The sequence below is a fragment of the Actinomyces procaprae genome (genome assembly GCF_004798665.1).
In the GTDB taxonomy this organism is placed as follows: Bacteria; Actinomycetota; Actinomycetes; order Actinomycetales; family Actinomycetaceae; genus Actinomyces; species Actinomyces procaprae.
This window is the reverse complement of sequence record NZ_CP039292.1, coordinates 3,512,661-3,526,122: the sequence shown is the minus strand read 5'-3', so window position 1 is coordinate 3,526,122 and position 13,462 is coordinate 3,512,661. Positions and strand designations below refer to the sequence as shown.

General features: G+C 69.3%; 11 protein-coding genes. 4 read left to right on the top strand and 7 right to left on the bottom strand.

Annotated elements, in window-relative coordinates:
• Positions 1-88: 88 nt before the first annotated feature.
• Complete coding sequence (locus E4J16_RS14690; RefSeq protein ID WP_136314466.1) at positions 89-1,306, bottom strand: type II toxin-antitoxin system HipA family toxin; 1,218 nt, start codon at positions 1,304-1,306, stop codon at positions 89-91.
• Between the two features lie 150 nt (positions 1,307-1,456).
• Between E4J16_RS14690 and E4J16_RS14685 the strand changes: the two genes are divergently transcribed.
• Both E4J16_RS14685 and E4J16_RS14680 read left to right on the top strand, forming a co-directional pair.
• Positions 1,457-3,082: a DUF262 domain-containing protein gene (locus E4J16_RS14685; RefSeq protein ID WP_136314465.1), complete on the top strand. Its 1,626-nt coding sequence runs from the start codon at positions 1,457-1,459 to the stop codon at positions 3,080-3,082.
• 2 nt (positions 3,083-3,084) lie between these two features.
• Positions 3,085-4,314 (top strand): type II toxin-antitoxin system HipA family toxin, encoded by a 1,230-nt coding sequence (locus E4J16_RS14680; RefSeq protein ID WP_136314464.1) that lies wholly within the window; start codon positions 3,085-3,087, stop codon positions 4,312-4,314.
• Here E4J16_RS14680 and E4J16_RS14675 read toward each other — a convergent pair.
• Positions 4,302-5,189: an alpha/beta fold hydrolase gene (locus E4J16_RS14675; protein ID WP_136314463.1), complete on the bottom strand. Its 888-nt coding sequence runs from the start codon at positions 5,187-5,189 to the stop codon at positions 4,302-4,304. The genes E4J16_RS14680 and E4J16_RS14675 overlap by 13 nt on opposite strands.
• A gap of 606 nt (positions 5,190-5,795) precedes the next feature.
• Between E4J16_RS14675 and E4J16_RS14670 the strand changes: the two genes are divergently transcribed.
• The gene (locus E4J16_RS14670) at positions 5,796-6,758 is read left to right on the top strand and encodes an alpha/beta hydrolase (RefSeq protein WP_204519873.1); all 963 of its coding nucleotides are present in this window, start codon (positions 5,796-5,798) and stop codon (positions 6,756-6,758) included.
• Positions 6,759-6,909: 151 nt separating this feature from the next.
• On the opposite strand, the gene E4J16_RS14665 is transcribed toward E4J16_RS14670, so the two are convergent.
• The 3 genes from E4J16_RS14665 to E4J16_RS14655 form a co-directional block, all read right to left on the bottom strand.
• Entirely contained in the window at positions 6,910-8,799 is a 1,890-nt protein-coding gene (locus E4J16_RS14665) for a carbohydrate-binding domain-containing protein (protein WP_420809316.1), read from the bottom strand.
• Positions 8,800-8,860: 61 nt separating this feature from the next.
• On the bottom strand, positions 8,861-9,700 hold the full coding sequence (locus E4J16_RS14660) for a polyphosphate polymerase domain-containing protein (protein ID WP_136192023.1): 840 nt from the start codon (positions 9,698-9,700) through the stop codon (positions 8,861-8,863).
• 58 nt (positions 9,701-9,758) lie between these two features.
• Positions 9,759-10,490 carry a DUF4956 domain-containing protein gene (locus tag E4J16_RS14655; protein ID WP_136314462.1) on the bottom strand — a complete coding sequence of 244 codons (732 nt, stop codon included), beginning with the start codon at positions 10,488-10,490 and terminating at the stop codon, positions 9,759-9,761.
• Positions 10,491-10,772: 282 nt separating this feature from the next.
• On the opposite strand from E4J16_RS14655, the gene E4J16_RS14650 reads away from it, so the two are divergent.
• Positions 10,773-12,176, top strand: coding sequence for a uracil-xanthine permease family protein (locus E4J16_RS14650; RefSeq protein WP_136192021.1), 1,404 nt, complete (start codon positions 10,773-10,775; stop codon positions 12,174-12,176).
• 16 nt (positions 12,177-12,192) lie between these two features.
• On the opposite strand, the gene E4J16_RS14645 is transcribed toward E4J16_RS14650, so the two are convergent.
• Positions 12,193-12,531 (bottom strand): type II toxin-antitoxin system VapB family antitoxin, encoded by a 339-nt coding sequence (locus E4J16_RS14645; RefSeq protein WP_136192020.1) that lies wholly within the window; start codon positions 12,529-12,531, stop codon positions 12,193-12,195.
• 148 nt (positions 12,532-12,679) lie between these two features.
• A complete protein-coding gene (locus E4J16_RS14640) occupies positions 12,680-13,348 on the bottom strand; it encodes a TetR/AcrR family transcriptional regulator (protein ID WP_136314461.1) in 669 nt (222 codons plus the stop codon).
• Positions 13,349-13,462 lie beyond the last annotated feature (114 nt).

The window sequence follows — 13,462 nt, the reverse complement described above, 5'->3', positions numbered from 1 at the left end:
TCTTCCTTCAAAGGGGCGATGTAGCAACGATACTACATCGCCCCGGTTGAAAGAAGGGCTGGTGCAGTGGGACCGCATGCCACGGGATTCAGCTGGCGTAGCGGGCCTCGCGCCCGTCGAGCACCGTGTCGAAGTCGCAGGTCGATTCAATGATGCGCTCGCACATCCGGGCGTCCTGCGGGTCCAGGCCGAAGTCCTTCGGTGCCCGCTCCCAGGCGCCTCGGGCAACCTGCGCCACTCGCGTGGTCAGGTCGAGGACTTCGCTGCGTGGCAGCTCCCAGTCCAGGTCCAGCAGCTGCTCCAGGCTCCGCTCCGACGTCGTCCCCTCCAGTGGCGTTCCGTCCCGTTCGTCCGGGCAGGGGACGACGTCGAATACCGGCGCCGCCTGCCAGCCATCCGCATCCCGGAGGAACCCCATGTTCCAGGGATGATCGTCGACGTCGTGCAGACAGATTGATAGGGCGGCGCGGGCCACCACGGCGCGCGCCGCCTGCGTGCCGACGAGCGCGCGTGCCGCGTCGACGGCGGCTCGATAGGAGAAATCACCGGCCTCGTGCAGCTGCGCCGCCGTGTGCATCGACTGGTAGCCGAGGCGGCCGCGGTCGCGACGGTCGAAGCGATCGACCAAGAGGATTGCCCGGTGGGCGTCGATTCGGAGCAGTTGATACGAGCATGCGCTGAGGGCGGCGTCGCGCGCCACCTGCAGCGCCACGGCCTCGCAGGTGAGCAGGTCGTAGGTGTCGGCCACCGCGGGATACTTCGCCATGACGATCCCACCGGTGCGGTCGTCCCGCAGTGCCAGCTTGGGGCGGGCGCCGCCCTGGCTACTGGCTCCCAGCAGGATACGGTGCGTGCCCTCGCGGTCTATGTCTCCGCGCTGGAAGGACTCGATGTCTGCAAGTAGTGCCTTGGCGTCGGTGGTTGAGGCGAGGTCTCCGGGCGCGAGCGGGGCGGCGTCGACGCTCGCGGACAAGCGCAGCGCGCCCTGGCGCGAGACGTCCGCCACCGCCGCCAGCAGGCCGAGGCCGGACGGGCGCTCCTCCCGGTTGCCGCTCGCGATCACCGCCCTGCCCCACAGGCCCGGGCAGGCGTCGTCGAAGACACCGAAGGTGGGGGCGCCGTCGGGCGGGGAGAGCGGTCCCGTGCTCAGCGGGAGGTCGACTCCGATCGGGAAGCCGTGCTCCAGCCAGTCAGCGGCGTAGGCGAACCGCTGGCGCTGGGCGTCCGCCTCGAGGGCCAGCGTGCCGACGTGGGTGAGTGCGCCGTCGACGCCGGTCCACGAGACCTCCAGTTGGGTGGTGCTCATGGGGGCACTGTAGGCGGTACCAGCCGGAGGAACCGGGCGGTCGAACTAAATGCGATGCCGTCCTACGCCGCCCGGTGGCTTGCGCGCCCAACCGACTGGCGGCGGATCGCTACTCGCGTTTGTGTCGTATGTCCGTGGCATGATCGCTATATGGAGACTGCCCAGGCGCTGTCGAGCAGCGAGGCCTACACAATCGCCGAGCTACGCGCTCTCGTGAAGTCGGGAGGGCTGCGCGTGCCTCAGTTCCAGCGGTCCTTCCGATGGGACGGGAAGGACGTGCTCAGCCTCTTCGACTCGATCCTGCGTGGGTTCCCCTTTGGCAGCCTGCTGTTGTGGCAGCGTGAGGCCGACGCAGAAGGTCTGCTTATCGGCGCGTTGCACGTTGAAGCACCGGCACGGTCGGATGCGCTGTGGGTTGTCGACGGCCAGCAGCGCGTCACCAGCCTGGTCAACGCGATCGATCCCGAAGGTGCGCAGGATCCGCGCTTCGCCCTGGGGTACTCGCTGCGGCAGAAGGCGGTGGTGGGCGGCCGTTCGCTTGAAGAGCCGCTAGTGATCCCATTGCCCGACCTGTTCGACTTCTCCCGGGCCCTCGCCTGGCTTGCGGACAACCCGGACGCCGCCGATCAGGCAACACACGTTCAGGAAATGGCGGGCAGGCTTAACCGCGTGACTGTGCCGGCCACGGTCATGAAACAGGCAGACGAGCAGACGCTCCGTGAGGTGTTCGACCGGATCAACTCCCGCGGCAAGCGCCTGAACGCGGCGGAGATCTTCAACGCCATCCACGGCGGGCCCGAGGCGGGAAACACCACCTCCGGCATTGCCGCAGGCGTTCATGCGCAGACCCGCTTTGGCTTGCTGGATGACAAGGTTGTGGTGCAGGCGATCCTGGTGCGCAGGCATACGGACATCACCAGGGACGTCCACGGAGAGTTCTCTGAAAGTCGTCGTCGCGTGAGTGACTTCCCTGTGGAGAGCGAGGCGGAGGCCTACCAGGCCACGGAGCGGGCGCTCGTGCAAGCGGCGCGCTTCTTGCAGGAGCGCTGCGGGATTCCGCACCTGGTGTTTCTGCCCTTCCGCTTCCAGCTGCTGGTTCTTACACGTTTCTTTGCTCTCTTCCCCGAGCCGGCCGACCGTAACCTGGAACTGCTGTCCCGTTGGCTGTGGCGCACAAGTGCGGGAGCCGATGCGCTTGGTATCAGCGGCTCACAGACGGACCTGCGTGACATGGCGGCGCGGGTGAGACGAGGTGAAGAGTCCGCCTCGGTGCAGCGGCTCCTTGATGCAGTCGATCTCAGTGAGAGCCCGCAGCCTCCGGAACTGACGGTCTTCCGCGCGACTCGCGCGGACTCAAAGATGATTCTGGCGGCATTGTGGAACCTTCATCCGGTGGATGTGCGCACCAACGAGCCACTCACCATCGAAGCCTTGGCTGAGCAGCTGGAGGGGGAGACGACGCCGCGCGCCGTAGTAGCGGACCTTGTTCCCCCATCGGAACTTGAGGACCAGGCTCCGGTGGCGGCGTCGAAGCTCATCTCCGTGCTGGATCGGCGCGAGTTGCTGACGGCTCTGGATGCACAAGTGGACCTGGGCTCTCTGCTGCTGGATGAGACCATGCTGGAGCGGCTGCAGGCCAATGAGTTCAGCGAGTTCCTGCGACTGCGCGCCGAGGCGTTGCAAGGGTATCTGACTGATTTTCTGATGGTGCGCACCGCCTGGGGGCAGGAGGACACTCCGCCGCTGTCAGACTACGTGTTCGGCGAGGAGGCGTAGCCGTGAGTGACTCGGTGTACGCGGTGCGCCTGCATGGCGAGCACGTGGCCTCCATTCACAGGCGCGACCAGCCTGATGGAGGGCCGTTCACGAAGCTCGTATTTGATCCGGACTACTGGGATCGTCCCGGACGAATGGTCCTTGGGCGCTGGTTCGAGGACCATCCACGCAAGCAGCCGCACGCCACCAACCGGGTGCCGGCGTGGTTCTCCAACCTGCTCCCCGAGGGGCGCCTCCGCGACCTGATTGCGAAGGAGCAGGGTGTAAGCGTGCACCGCGAGATAGACCTGCTCGAAAGGATCGGGACAGATCTACCCGGGGCGGTTGAAGTTCTGCCGGATGTCGTTGAGAATGATGACGCATCTTTTGAGGGGGCAGAATTGATCCCGCCTCCGGAGTTCAAGCCGGCGGGCGCTATACGACGTGCATCTTTGGCGGGCACGACCTTGAAATACTCCATGAGTATGAGGGGCGGCCGCCTAGTCGTTCCGGCTCATGGGGAGGACGGGGACTGGATTCTTAAGATCCCCGATCCAGCGTATCCGGGAGTCGCCTCCAACGAACTGTCAGTCATGGAGCTGGCGGAGCAAGTGGGGATCGAGGTCCCTCAGGCTGCACTGTGGCCTCGGGAGAGTATTGACGATCTGGGGCCGGGCGCCTGGCTGTCAGAAGAAACCGACGCCTACGCCGTACGCCGCTTCGACCGGTCGCCTGAGGGCCGTATACATATCGAGGACTTCGCGCAGGTCCTGAACAAGTACGGCATTGGTGACGGCAAGTATCAGTCCAGTGTGGAGACGGTCGCCGGTTTGGCCTACCGCGGGCGGGACCACGCCTCCCTGCAGGAGATGGTCCGTCGCACGGTATTCAACCTGCTCGCCGGCAACGGGGACGCCCACCTGAAGAACTGGTCGCTGATATACCCCGACGGGCGGCGCGCGCGGCTCTCACCCGCCTATGACCTGGTGTGTACCGCAGCGTATCCGAATCATGCGGAGCTCGGCCTGCCCTTCTTCGGCGCCAGCAGGCTAGCTGAGGTCACCCGGGAGCACTTCGTCCGGCTCCAGAATGGGCTCGCCGTCGGCGATGAGGATGTGCTCGACGTCGTCGATGACACGGTGGACCGATTCTTCTCCAGCCGGGAGAGCATTGACGCCGCACCTGCGCCGGTGCGCGAGTGGATCACCGGTCACATGGAGCAGACGGCGAGCCGATTACGTCACTGCCGGTAGGCGGCATATGCGCCTGCGTGAAGACGCCGGGCGAGCCAGGGGTCGGTGATGGCGTGGAAGCGGTCGGGGAAAGTGCGGCGCACGCAGTGAGGCGCGCCCTCGATGACTGCGGTCTCAATGGTTGGGTTCGCGCGACGCGTGATGTTGGTGAGATTGTCACCGCGCAGCACCACCCGCTCGGTGCCGGTGACGATCAGCGTCGGCACCGCCAGGGAGTCGATGACCTCCTCCCAGGGGGTCGGCGGGGACACGCAGCCCTGCGCGATGAAGGCCAGGTCGACGCCGCAGGCGGCCTCCACGCTGGCGCGGGTCTCCCGCGGCGACCAGGTGGGGTTGTTGCGCATCTCCAGCTCGAAGCGCGCCTGTGGGTCGGCGGCGATCTGCCGCATCTCCCGCACCTGGCGGTAGGCGTTCATAGCCAGTAGACGCCGCCAGATCGGCGTGACGAAGGCCGGGTCCTCGGCGACGGCGGCGTCCACCAGGTCGGGGCGGTGCGCGGCCACGTCCAGGCTGGTCACCCCGCCCATGGAGTGCCCGACGACGGCGAGCGGCGCGCGCAGCGGCCCCTCGCCGCGCAGGCCGTGCGCGCGCAGGTCCTCCAGCACGTCCACCAGGTCGGCGGCCAGGCGCTCGCCGGTCGTCCTCTGGTTGGCCAGGTCCGGCTGATCCCAGCGCGGGGAGTCGCCATGCCCGCGGGCGTCCAGGGCGACGATCCGGTAGCCGAACGCAGACCAGCGGTCCACGGCCTCGATCCAGCAGGCCGCGGAGTCGGTGATGCCGTGGGACAGGACGAGCACCGGCGCGGCGGCGTCGTCCAGCGGCCCGGCCAGGTGACGGGCGAGCGGGGCGACGGCGGATGCCTCAACGATGGTCATGCCCGGAGCTTATGCCGCCGCCGCTGGTGGTCCCGAACTCGTCTGCTACGCCCGTTCACCGGCTTCTGGCGTTTACGGGTGCGGTGGTGGGGTGAGGTGTCTGCTGCGCCGGTTGGACGTTAACAACGCTACTTAACGGTCTGCTGTATACCTCGGAGCCCTTCAGCAGACGGTTAACTGGCGTTGTTAACCCCGAAGTGGCGTTGTAGATGAACCCGCTTCCAGACCCCGGGGTTGCCGGCAGCCAAGTCCGGCACGGTGAACCGGCAGGCTCACCAGCTCCCTGACTCTGCAACACGCCAGCCACCACACCCTCAAACGCGAAGAAGCCGCGAAGCCATCGTCATCGGTTCGCAGTCGATCCTCGGTACCTACCAGGAGGATGAGCTCCCAGCGGAGGCGACGGTCTCTCGAGAGATCGACGTTCTCCCGATCGAAGTGACCCGCGAATCGTTGAGAAGCTGGCCGACGCGATCGAAGGCGTACCGGGGAGCTTTCACCGTTCGAGCAACTCCACGGTTTCTCCATGGATGGCATGCGGCATCCCCGGGGAGGCATTATGGATTGTGCCGCGGCCGACGCCGTCCTACTGACATGGAGCACGCCATGACTGACTTCCTATTCACCCCGCCCCGGCGCGTCGAGCCCGCCGACTTCCCCGCCTCCGAGCTGGCCGTGCCCGGCATGCGCACGCTGCCCGCGGTGGACGAACCCCGCTACGGGGAGGTCCACCTGAACGTGCCCTACGCCGAGAAGTCCGGGCGCACGCTCCACCTGCAGATCATCATGCCGCCGCGTCGGGCCGCCTTCCCGGACACCGCAACCGACGTTTACCCCACCATCCTGTACGTGCAGGGCTCCGCCTTCCACACCCAGCAGCTCGGCCATGAACTGGGCAACCTGGTGGCCTTCGCCGCCCGCGGGTACGTGATCGCCATCGTCGAGTACCGCGGCAGCGAGGTGGCGCCCTTCCCCGCCCAGGCCAAGGACGCCAAGACGGCGGTGCGCTGGCTGCGCGCCCACGCCGCCGAGTACCACGTCGACGTCAATCGCATGGCCATGTGGGGCGACTCCTCCGGCGGTCACACCACCCTGATGACCTGGGCCACCGGCACGGGCGGCGCCGACGACGATCCCGCCTTCTCCGACGAGCCCGTCGCCGAGGCACTGGGCCTGCGCGCCTTCGTCGACTACTACGGCCCCACCCACATCGGCCGGATGAACGAGTACCCGTCCATTCAGGACCATTTGGAGGCCGACTCCCCCGAGGGCTGGCTCATCGGCCACGTACGGGTGGACGAGCATCCCGAGCTGGTGGCTCCCACCGTCATCATGGACCACGTGCCGCATGCCTCGCGGCGCGCCCTGCCACCACTGCTGGTGGTCCATGGGGACAAGGACCGCATCGTCAACTTCTCCCAGTCCGTCTGGCTGGTGGAGGACCTGCAGGCCAAGGGCCAGGAGGTCACCTTCTACCGGCTGGCCGGCGCCGACCACGGCGGCGCCCCCTTCTGGCAGGACGGCGTGCTCGACGTCGTCGACACCTTCCTCAAGGAGCACCTGAGCTGATCGGCGGCCCGCGGCTCCCTCGAGAACCCAAGGCCGAATATGACGCCGGTCAGCGGTCTGCTGTGAGTGCCTGGTGGCTGTTCAACAGACCGCTAACCGGCGTTGTTAGCGCCGAAGCGCCGCAGTAGACGGGGATGGTGGCCGCAGGACGTCAGCCCTGGTCGGTGGCGGCGCCGTCGGCGGGGGCCTGGCCGGCATCGCCGCCCAGGCCGCCGTCGGTGGGCATATCCCCGGTGGGGGCCTGGCCGCCCTGGCCGCCGACGTCCCCGGACGGCGCCTGGCCTCCCATGCCGCCCATGCCCGAGCTGAGCGCCGCGGCGGTGCCGGTGGCCGAGCCGCCCGAGGTGGTGGCCACCGTGTACTCCTCGCCCTCGGTCAGGCCCAGCACGGTGAGGTACTGGGAGGTGAACACGCTGGTCATCTCCCAGGAGGCGCCGTCGGCGCCGGTGACGGTGATGGTGTCGCCCGCGGACACGCTCGGGGAGCCGGTGACGCCGTAGATCTGGCTCTCGCCGTTGACGTCCACCGCCCCGTCCATGGAGCCCGCCTGGCCGGAGACGACGACCTGCCCGCCGGTCACATACGCCGACCCGTTGGAGTCAATGCCGTCGGAGTAGGTGAAGGACACCTGCACCTGCCCGTCGGAGATCGTCAGCACCGAGCCGTCGTCGGACTCGGAGTCGACGGTCTCGTAGCCCTCGATCACATAGTCGCCGTTGGTGGCGTTGATGCCGTCGTCGCCGGAGGTGATCGTCAGGGCCCCGCCCGCAATGTTGATGAAGGCCCCCTGGAGGCCCTCGTCGGCGGCGTCCAGGGTTACGGTGCCGTCCGCCTGCGTGTAGCTGACGCCGGCGTTGACGCCCTTGGGCTTGGCGGCGTCGTCGACGCCGGACTCGTCCTCGTCGTCGGTGTCGACGGCGGTGGACTCCTCCGTCTGCGCGGCCTGGTCGCCCGCCTGCTGGCCCCACTGTCCGGGCGCCCCGCCGAGGCCCGCATCCTGGGTGGCGTTCGCCTGCCCGCCGCCCGCGGTCACGCTCAGTGTGGTGCCGTCCACGGTGACGTCGGTGGTCGCGGACACGCCGTCGTCGCCGGAGGTGATGGTGATGTCGGCGGCGCCCAGGGCGATGAAGCCCATGGCCTCGTCGTCGTCCTCCGTGGACTTCAGCCCGTCCCCGCCGGCGGTGATCGTGATGGTGCCGCCGGAGATGACCAGGTAGTCCTTGCCGCGGATGCCGTCGTCGACGGCGTCCACCGTGAGCGTGGGCGCGCCCTGGATCACCAGGCCGTTCTTGGAGGAGATCGCGTCATTGTGGTTGCCGGTCACGGTCAGTGAGCCGGTGCCGGTGAGCACCACGGTGTCGGAGGAGAACAGGGCCGCGGTGGGGGCGTCCTCGCCGGTGTCGGCGTAGGTCTCCCCGTCGGTGAGCGTGTTCTCCGTGCCCGCGGCCAGCACGACGACGGCGCTGCCCGCGTCCTGAATGTCAATGGCCGGGCCGCTCGTGTTGCTGATGGAGGCGTCGTCGAGCACCAGGCGCACCTCGGCGCCGTCGGCGTTGACGATCACCTTGCCGTCGGTCAGCTCACCGGTCAGGACGTAGGTGCCGGCGCCGGTGATGGTGATGGTGCTGCCGTCCACGCTTACCCCGCCCGCCCCGTCGCCGGCGGCGCTGGCCGAGTTGCCGGACAAGGTGATCGTGGTGGCGGCGGCCGCGTCGTAGGTGCCGGCGTCGTCGTCCGCGGTGACGGCGGAGACCGCCCCGGAGGTGTCGGTGTTCGCCGCGAGGATGTCGGCGACGCTCGCCCCAGTGGAGGCCGCCGCCACCTCGCTTGTGATTGTGGTCCAGGCGGTTGCGGAGGAGTCGCCCCCCGCGGCGCTGGTCCCGGAGGACGCGGCGGTGGAGGTGGTGCCGGTGGAGCATCCGGCCGCCAGCGCAATCGCTGCCAGGGGTACCAGCATGCGGGTGTGAATACGGCGGGTGCGGCGGGTGGTGTGGCCCGTGTGGTTTCCGGTGCCGTGCAGGTGCCTGAGCGGAGTGTTCATGTGTGCGGTGTCCTTTTCCTTCGATGTAGTGGGGGCGACGGCGCGCGATGGGCGCGGCGGCTCAGGCTGCGGATGCCAGGTGCCGGGAGCTGTCGCGCCGGGAGCCGGCGAGTTCGTGGCTGAGTACCCGGTGCCACTTGTTGGCCGGCAGCCGCGGGTGCAGCAGGGCCATGCCGGTGGCGTACTTGGAGATCCTGGCGGGGCGGTGCCCGCGTGCCCACAGCAGCCGGTCGGCGGGCGACGGCGTCGCCGGGGTCTTCGTCTCGACGATCACCAGGTCGTTCGCCGACGCCGTCTCGCAGTCCTGTGCGCCGCCATCCATGGGCCCGACGGGGCTCCAGGTCAGGCCGGTGTCGACAGTCATGCGGGAGTTCGCCTGCGGTAGGTGCAGGGTGCTGCGCTCGTAGGCGGTGCGCATCACGGGGACCAGCAGGTCGGCGACCCTGCGGGCGTGCTCGGCCGAGCAGGTCTGCGCGAGTACCAGGCAGTCGGCAATGAAGGAGAGCCCGGCGGCGGTGAGCCGGTCGGCGTCGGCGGGCGCGTAGGGCATGCGCTTCTTGACCGTGGCGCCGCGCGGGCCCCGGGTCTTGACCTCCAGGAAGCACAGCCCGGAGTCCAGGTAGGTGCGGGTGCGCACCTTGAACCGACGACGGCGCTTGCGTGCCGTCAGCAGGTAGGAGTCCAGCCCGGGAGTGTCGAAGTAGGTGGAGGCGTAGGCGAAGCTCCTGTCTGCGTCGATGCACAGCACCCGGGCCTGCCCGGCCAGGGAGTCGACCACTTCCTGGGCCGTCGGCAGCGGCAGCAGGTACTTGCGGTCCACGCGGGTGAGCAGGCCGGCGGCGGAGTTGAGCTCGTCCAGTGTGGTTGTGGACAGTGAGCCGGTGTGCAGGTGCTGATTCATGGTGGGAGGCTCCTGTGGCTGTGCGGTGTGTGAGGCGGCTTGCCCGTCCTGGCCCGCGTCAGCGGCCGACGGGCTGCGCGACAGGCGGGAATAGGTAGTCGGCGGTGTCTGTGGTGGTGGCCGTGGCGGCGTGCTGGGGGCGGGGGGCGTGCGCCGACGGCGTGTACGGGGGCGCCGGCGCCGGGGCGGGTGCGGTCACCGCCGTGCGGGCGGCCGACGGCGTCGCCTGCGAGTCTCCCGTCGGGTGCAGGCGGAAGCGGACGTCGACGAGGGTGGTGTCGTTGACCAGGTCGAGGCGCTGCACCTCCACCGAGCGCACCTGCGCGTCCAGCAGCTGCTCGAGGTGGGCGATGAGGGTGTCCTCGTCGGTGATGGCGCGGTCCAGCATGATGACCTGGTGGCGGTTGCGGCGCATGAGCGCGGGGTGGTCGGCGACCCACAGGGAGGCGACGACGAGGCCCATCAGCAGCGCCGTCATCGCCAGCGGGGCCGCCGTGATGCCGCCGAGCAGGCCCAGGGCCAGGGCGGCGAAGAAGTAGGCGACCTCGTGCTGGGAAAGCTCGGTGGAGCGCAGGCGGATGATCGACAGCACGCCGAACAGGCCCAGACCCAGCCCCGCACCGACGGAGGCCGTCGACAGCAGCAGCGTGACCGCCAGGACGCCGACGTTGACGCCCACGTAGGCGGCCAGCAGGTCCTTGCGGGCGTGCCGCCGCGTGTACAGGACTCCGACCAGCACTATGAGGGCGATCAGGTCGATACCGATGTAGGCGAGGGTACTGAGGGACATGGGCTGCTTTCATTCGTTGCGGGGACGGCCACCGCCGTCTCGGACCGTGTTCCACGCTATGAGGCGGGTCTATGCGCTTCCTGTGAAAGCCGTGTCGCGGGGGTATGTGACCGGGTGCGCGCCGGGAGGGGAGGTCGACGCCGGCGGGTGCGGACAGTTCACGTGGGCGTCGGCGGCGGCTTCTAGACTGTGGCCCCGGCAGGGCTCTGCCGGGCCCTGCTGCTCCGGCGTGCGGGGACCGCCCGCAAGCCGGTCCCCGTCCCCCACGCGACAGGAGCCCACGTGCCCTCCGACCAGCCCTCCAACCGCAAACGCCGCCTGCGCGGCTGGACCCTCCACGGCGATGGGCGCTCCATCGCCCCCGGTGAGGTCGTCACCCCCTCCGAGCGCCTGAGCTGGCCGCGCACCGTCGGCATCGGCGTCCAGCACGTCGTCGCCATGTTCGGGGCGACCTTCCTGGTTCCGCTGCTGACGGGCTTCAACCCGTCCACGACCCTGTTCTTCACCGGGCTGGGCACGCTGCTGTTCATCCTGGTCACCTCCGGCCGCCTGCCCAGCTACCTCGGCTCCTCCTTCGCGCTGATCGCCCCGATCGGTGCCGTGACCGGGTACGCCGCGGACGCGGGGGTGCCGCTGGATGAGGCCAAGGCCGCCCTGGCGCAGGGCGGGATCATCTCCGTCGGGGCGCTGCTGGCGGTCATCGGCGTGATCGTCCACGTGGCCGGCACCGGCTGGATCGACCGCCTCATGCCGCCCATCGTTACGGGCGCGATCGTCTCCCTGATCGGCTTCAACCTCGCCCCGAGCGCCTGGAACAACGTCAAGACCGCCCCGGTGACCGCGCTGGTGACGATCGTGTCCATCCTGGTGATCACCGTGCTGTTCAAGGGCATCGTGGGGCGTCTGTCGATCCTCATCGGTGTGCTGATCGGCTACGCCACCGCATGTGTGCGCGGTGAGGTCGACTTCTCCCAGGTCTCCCAGACGGGCTGGATCGGCGTGCCGGACTTCCGTGCCCCCGCCTTCGACTTCAGCCTCCTGGGACTGTTCATCCCCGTGGTGCTGGTGCTGGTCGCGGAGAACATCGGGCACGTGAAGTCGGTGGCCGCCATGACGGGGGAGAACCTCGACGACGTGACCGGTCGCGCGCTCCTGGCCGACGGCGTGTCCACCATGCTCGCCGGTGCGGGCGGCGGCTCGGGCACAACCACCTACGCGGAGAACATCGGCGTCATGGCGGCCACCCGCGTGTACTCCACGGCGGCGTACGTGATTGCGGCGGCCACCGCCCTGGGACTGTCCCTGCTGCCGAAGTTCGGCGTCATCATCGCCACCATTCCCGCCGGCGTCCTGGGCGGGGCGGCGACGGTCCTGTACGGCATGATCGGCATGCTCGGGGTGCGTATCTGGGTGCAGAACCGGGTGGACTTCTCCGACCCGGTCAACCTAAACACGGCAGCCGTCGCCATGGTCATCGCCATCGCCGACTACACCTTCAGCTGGGGCGACATGACCTTCGCGGGCATCGCGCTGGGCTCGCTGGCCGCGATCGTCGTCTACCACGTCATGCGGGCGATCTCCCGGTTGCGGGGCACGAACCTGGAGGAGGCCTCACCGGCGTCGGCGCCCGCGGGCACCGAGCTGGAGGGCCCGGCCTACTCCAAGCGGGCCCGCCGGCAGGGCTGAAGGAGCCCGCCGCCGTCTACTCCGTGGGCGGCGGCGGGGAGGGTAGGGGGCGGCCGTCGTTGGCCAGCTCAAGGACGCGCGCATGGATCGACGTGCGCCCCTGAAGCGCGGCGCGCAGGGCCCGGTGCAGCCCGGTCTCCAGGTACAGCTCCCCATTCCAGGCGATCACGTGGGCGAACAGGTCCCCGTAGAAGGTGGAGTCGTCGTCCAGCAGGCCGCGCAGGTCCAGCTGCGCGCGCGTGGTCACCAACTGGTCGAGCCGAATCTGGCGGGGTGCGATGGCCGCCCAGTCACGCTGCGCGGCGACCCCGTGGTCGGGGTAGGGGGCGCAGTCGCCGACGGCCTTGAAGATCACTCCCCCATGCTAACGGGAACGTGTGACGCGCCGGGACACGGAACGGCATTCGGACGAACCCGCCCGCAAGTCCGTTGGGGCCGGGTGGGGGAAGCGCTCCCCGGCCGACGGCGGTGCGCGGCCCGGATTTCCGGCCGACGGCGGCCGGTCAGTGCCCCTCCGGCGTCCGCCGCAGCAGCGGGCCGGTCAGGTAGTGCTGAATCGTGGGCCCGACCACTTCAACCAGGTGGTCGACGGAGGCGCTGGCGATCGGCTCGACCCGGTAGGTGTAGCGAATCATCGCCAGTCCGACCAGCTGGCTGGCGGCCAGGGTGGCGCGTTCGCGGGCGTCGGGACCGAGCACGCCGAGCTGCCCCAGGGCCTGCATGACCGGGGCGGCGATCTGCTCGGTGGCGTAGGCCTGCACGGCCTCGGGGGCGCCGTCGTCGGTGGCGACCCAGCGCAGCAGAGCCCGGAACGTGGCCCCGCCGGAGGAGTCGTCCCAGGCGGTCATGGCCAGGCGCACCAGCCGCGGCCCGGCGGTGCGGATGTCACCGGAGACCACCTTCGCGATCTCCTCACTGGCGCGAATACGCAGGTTCATGGAGGCGCCGAACAGATCGCCCTTGGAACCGAAGTAATAGGACACGAGCGCCGGGTCGACGCCGGCGGCGCGGGCGACCCCGCGGATGGTGGTCTTGGCGAATCCCCTGGCCAGGAAGGAGCTGCGGGCGGCGTCGAGGATGGCGTCGCGCGTGGTCTCGGTGCCTCCGCCCGTACGGCTCCCGGAGCGGGGCCCCCGACGGTGTCCGGGGGCGGGTGTGGCCGCGTCGCTCATGCTTGGAGGTTAGTTGACTGGGGGCGACTGCGGCGCGGGTGTGGCGGCGTCGGCGGGTACGGCGGCGCGGGCTGAACCGGGGTCTGGCGGGGATGCGCGCCGACTCCCGCGGGG

What these genes read in the sequence shown, in the direction of transcription:
- E4J16_RS14690 (WP_136314466.1), bottom strand. Translation starts at nt 1,306, where the DNA reads ATGAGCACCACCCAACTGGAGGTCTCGTGGACCGGCGTCGACGGCGCA.
- E4J16_RS14685 (WP_136314465.1), top strand. Translation starts at nt 1,457, where the DNA reads ATGGAGACTGCCCAGGCGCTGTCGAGCAGCGAGGCCTACACAATCGCC.
- E4J16_RS14675 (WP_136314463.1), bottom strand. Translation starts at nt 5,189, where the DNA reads ATGACCATCGTTGAGGCATCCGCCGTCGCCCCGCTCGCCCGTCACCTG.
- E4J16_RS14670 (WP_204519873.1), top strand. Translation starts at nt 5,796, where the DNA reads ATGACTGACTTCCTATTCACCCCGCCCCGGCGCGTCGAGCCCGCCGAC.
- E4J16_RS14665 (WP_420809316.1), bottom strand. Translation starts at nt 8,799, where the DNA reads ATGAACACTCCGCTCAGGCACCTGCACGGCACCGGAAACCACACGGGC.
- E4J16_RS14660 (WP_136192023.1), bottom strand. Translation starts at nt 9,700, where the DNA reads ATGAATCAGCACCTGCACACCGGCTCACTGTCCACAACCACACTGGAC.
- E4J16_RS14655 (WP_136314462.1), bottom strand. Translation starts at nt 10,490, where the DNA reads ATGTCCCTCAGTACCCTCGCCTACATCGGTATCGACCTGATCGCCCTC.
- E4J16_RS14640 (WP_136314461.1), bottom strand. Translation starts at nt 13,348, where the DNA reads ATGAGCGACGCGGCCACACCCGCCCCCGGACACCGTCGGGGGCCCCGC.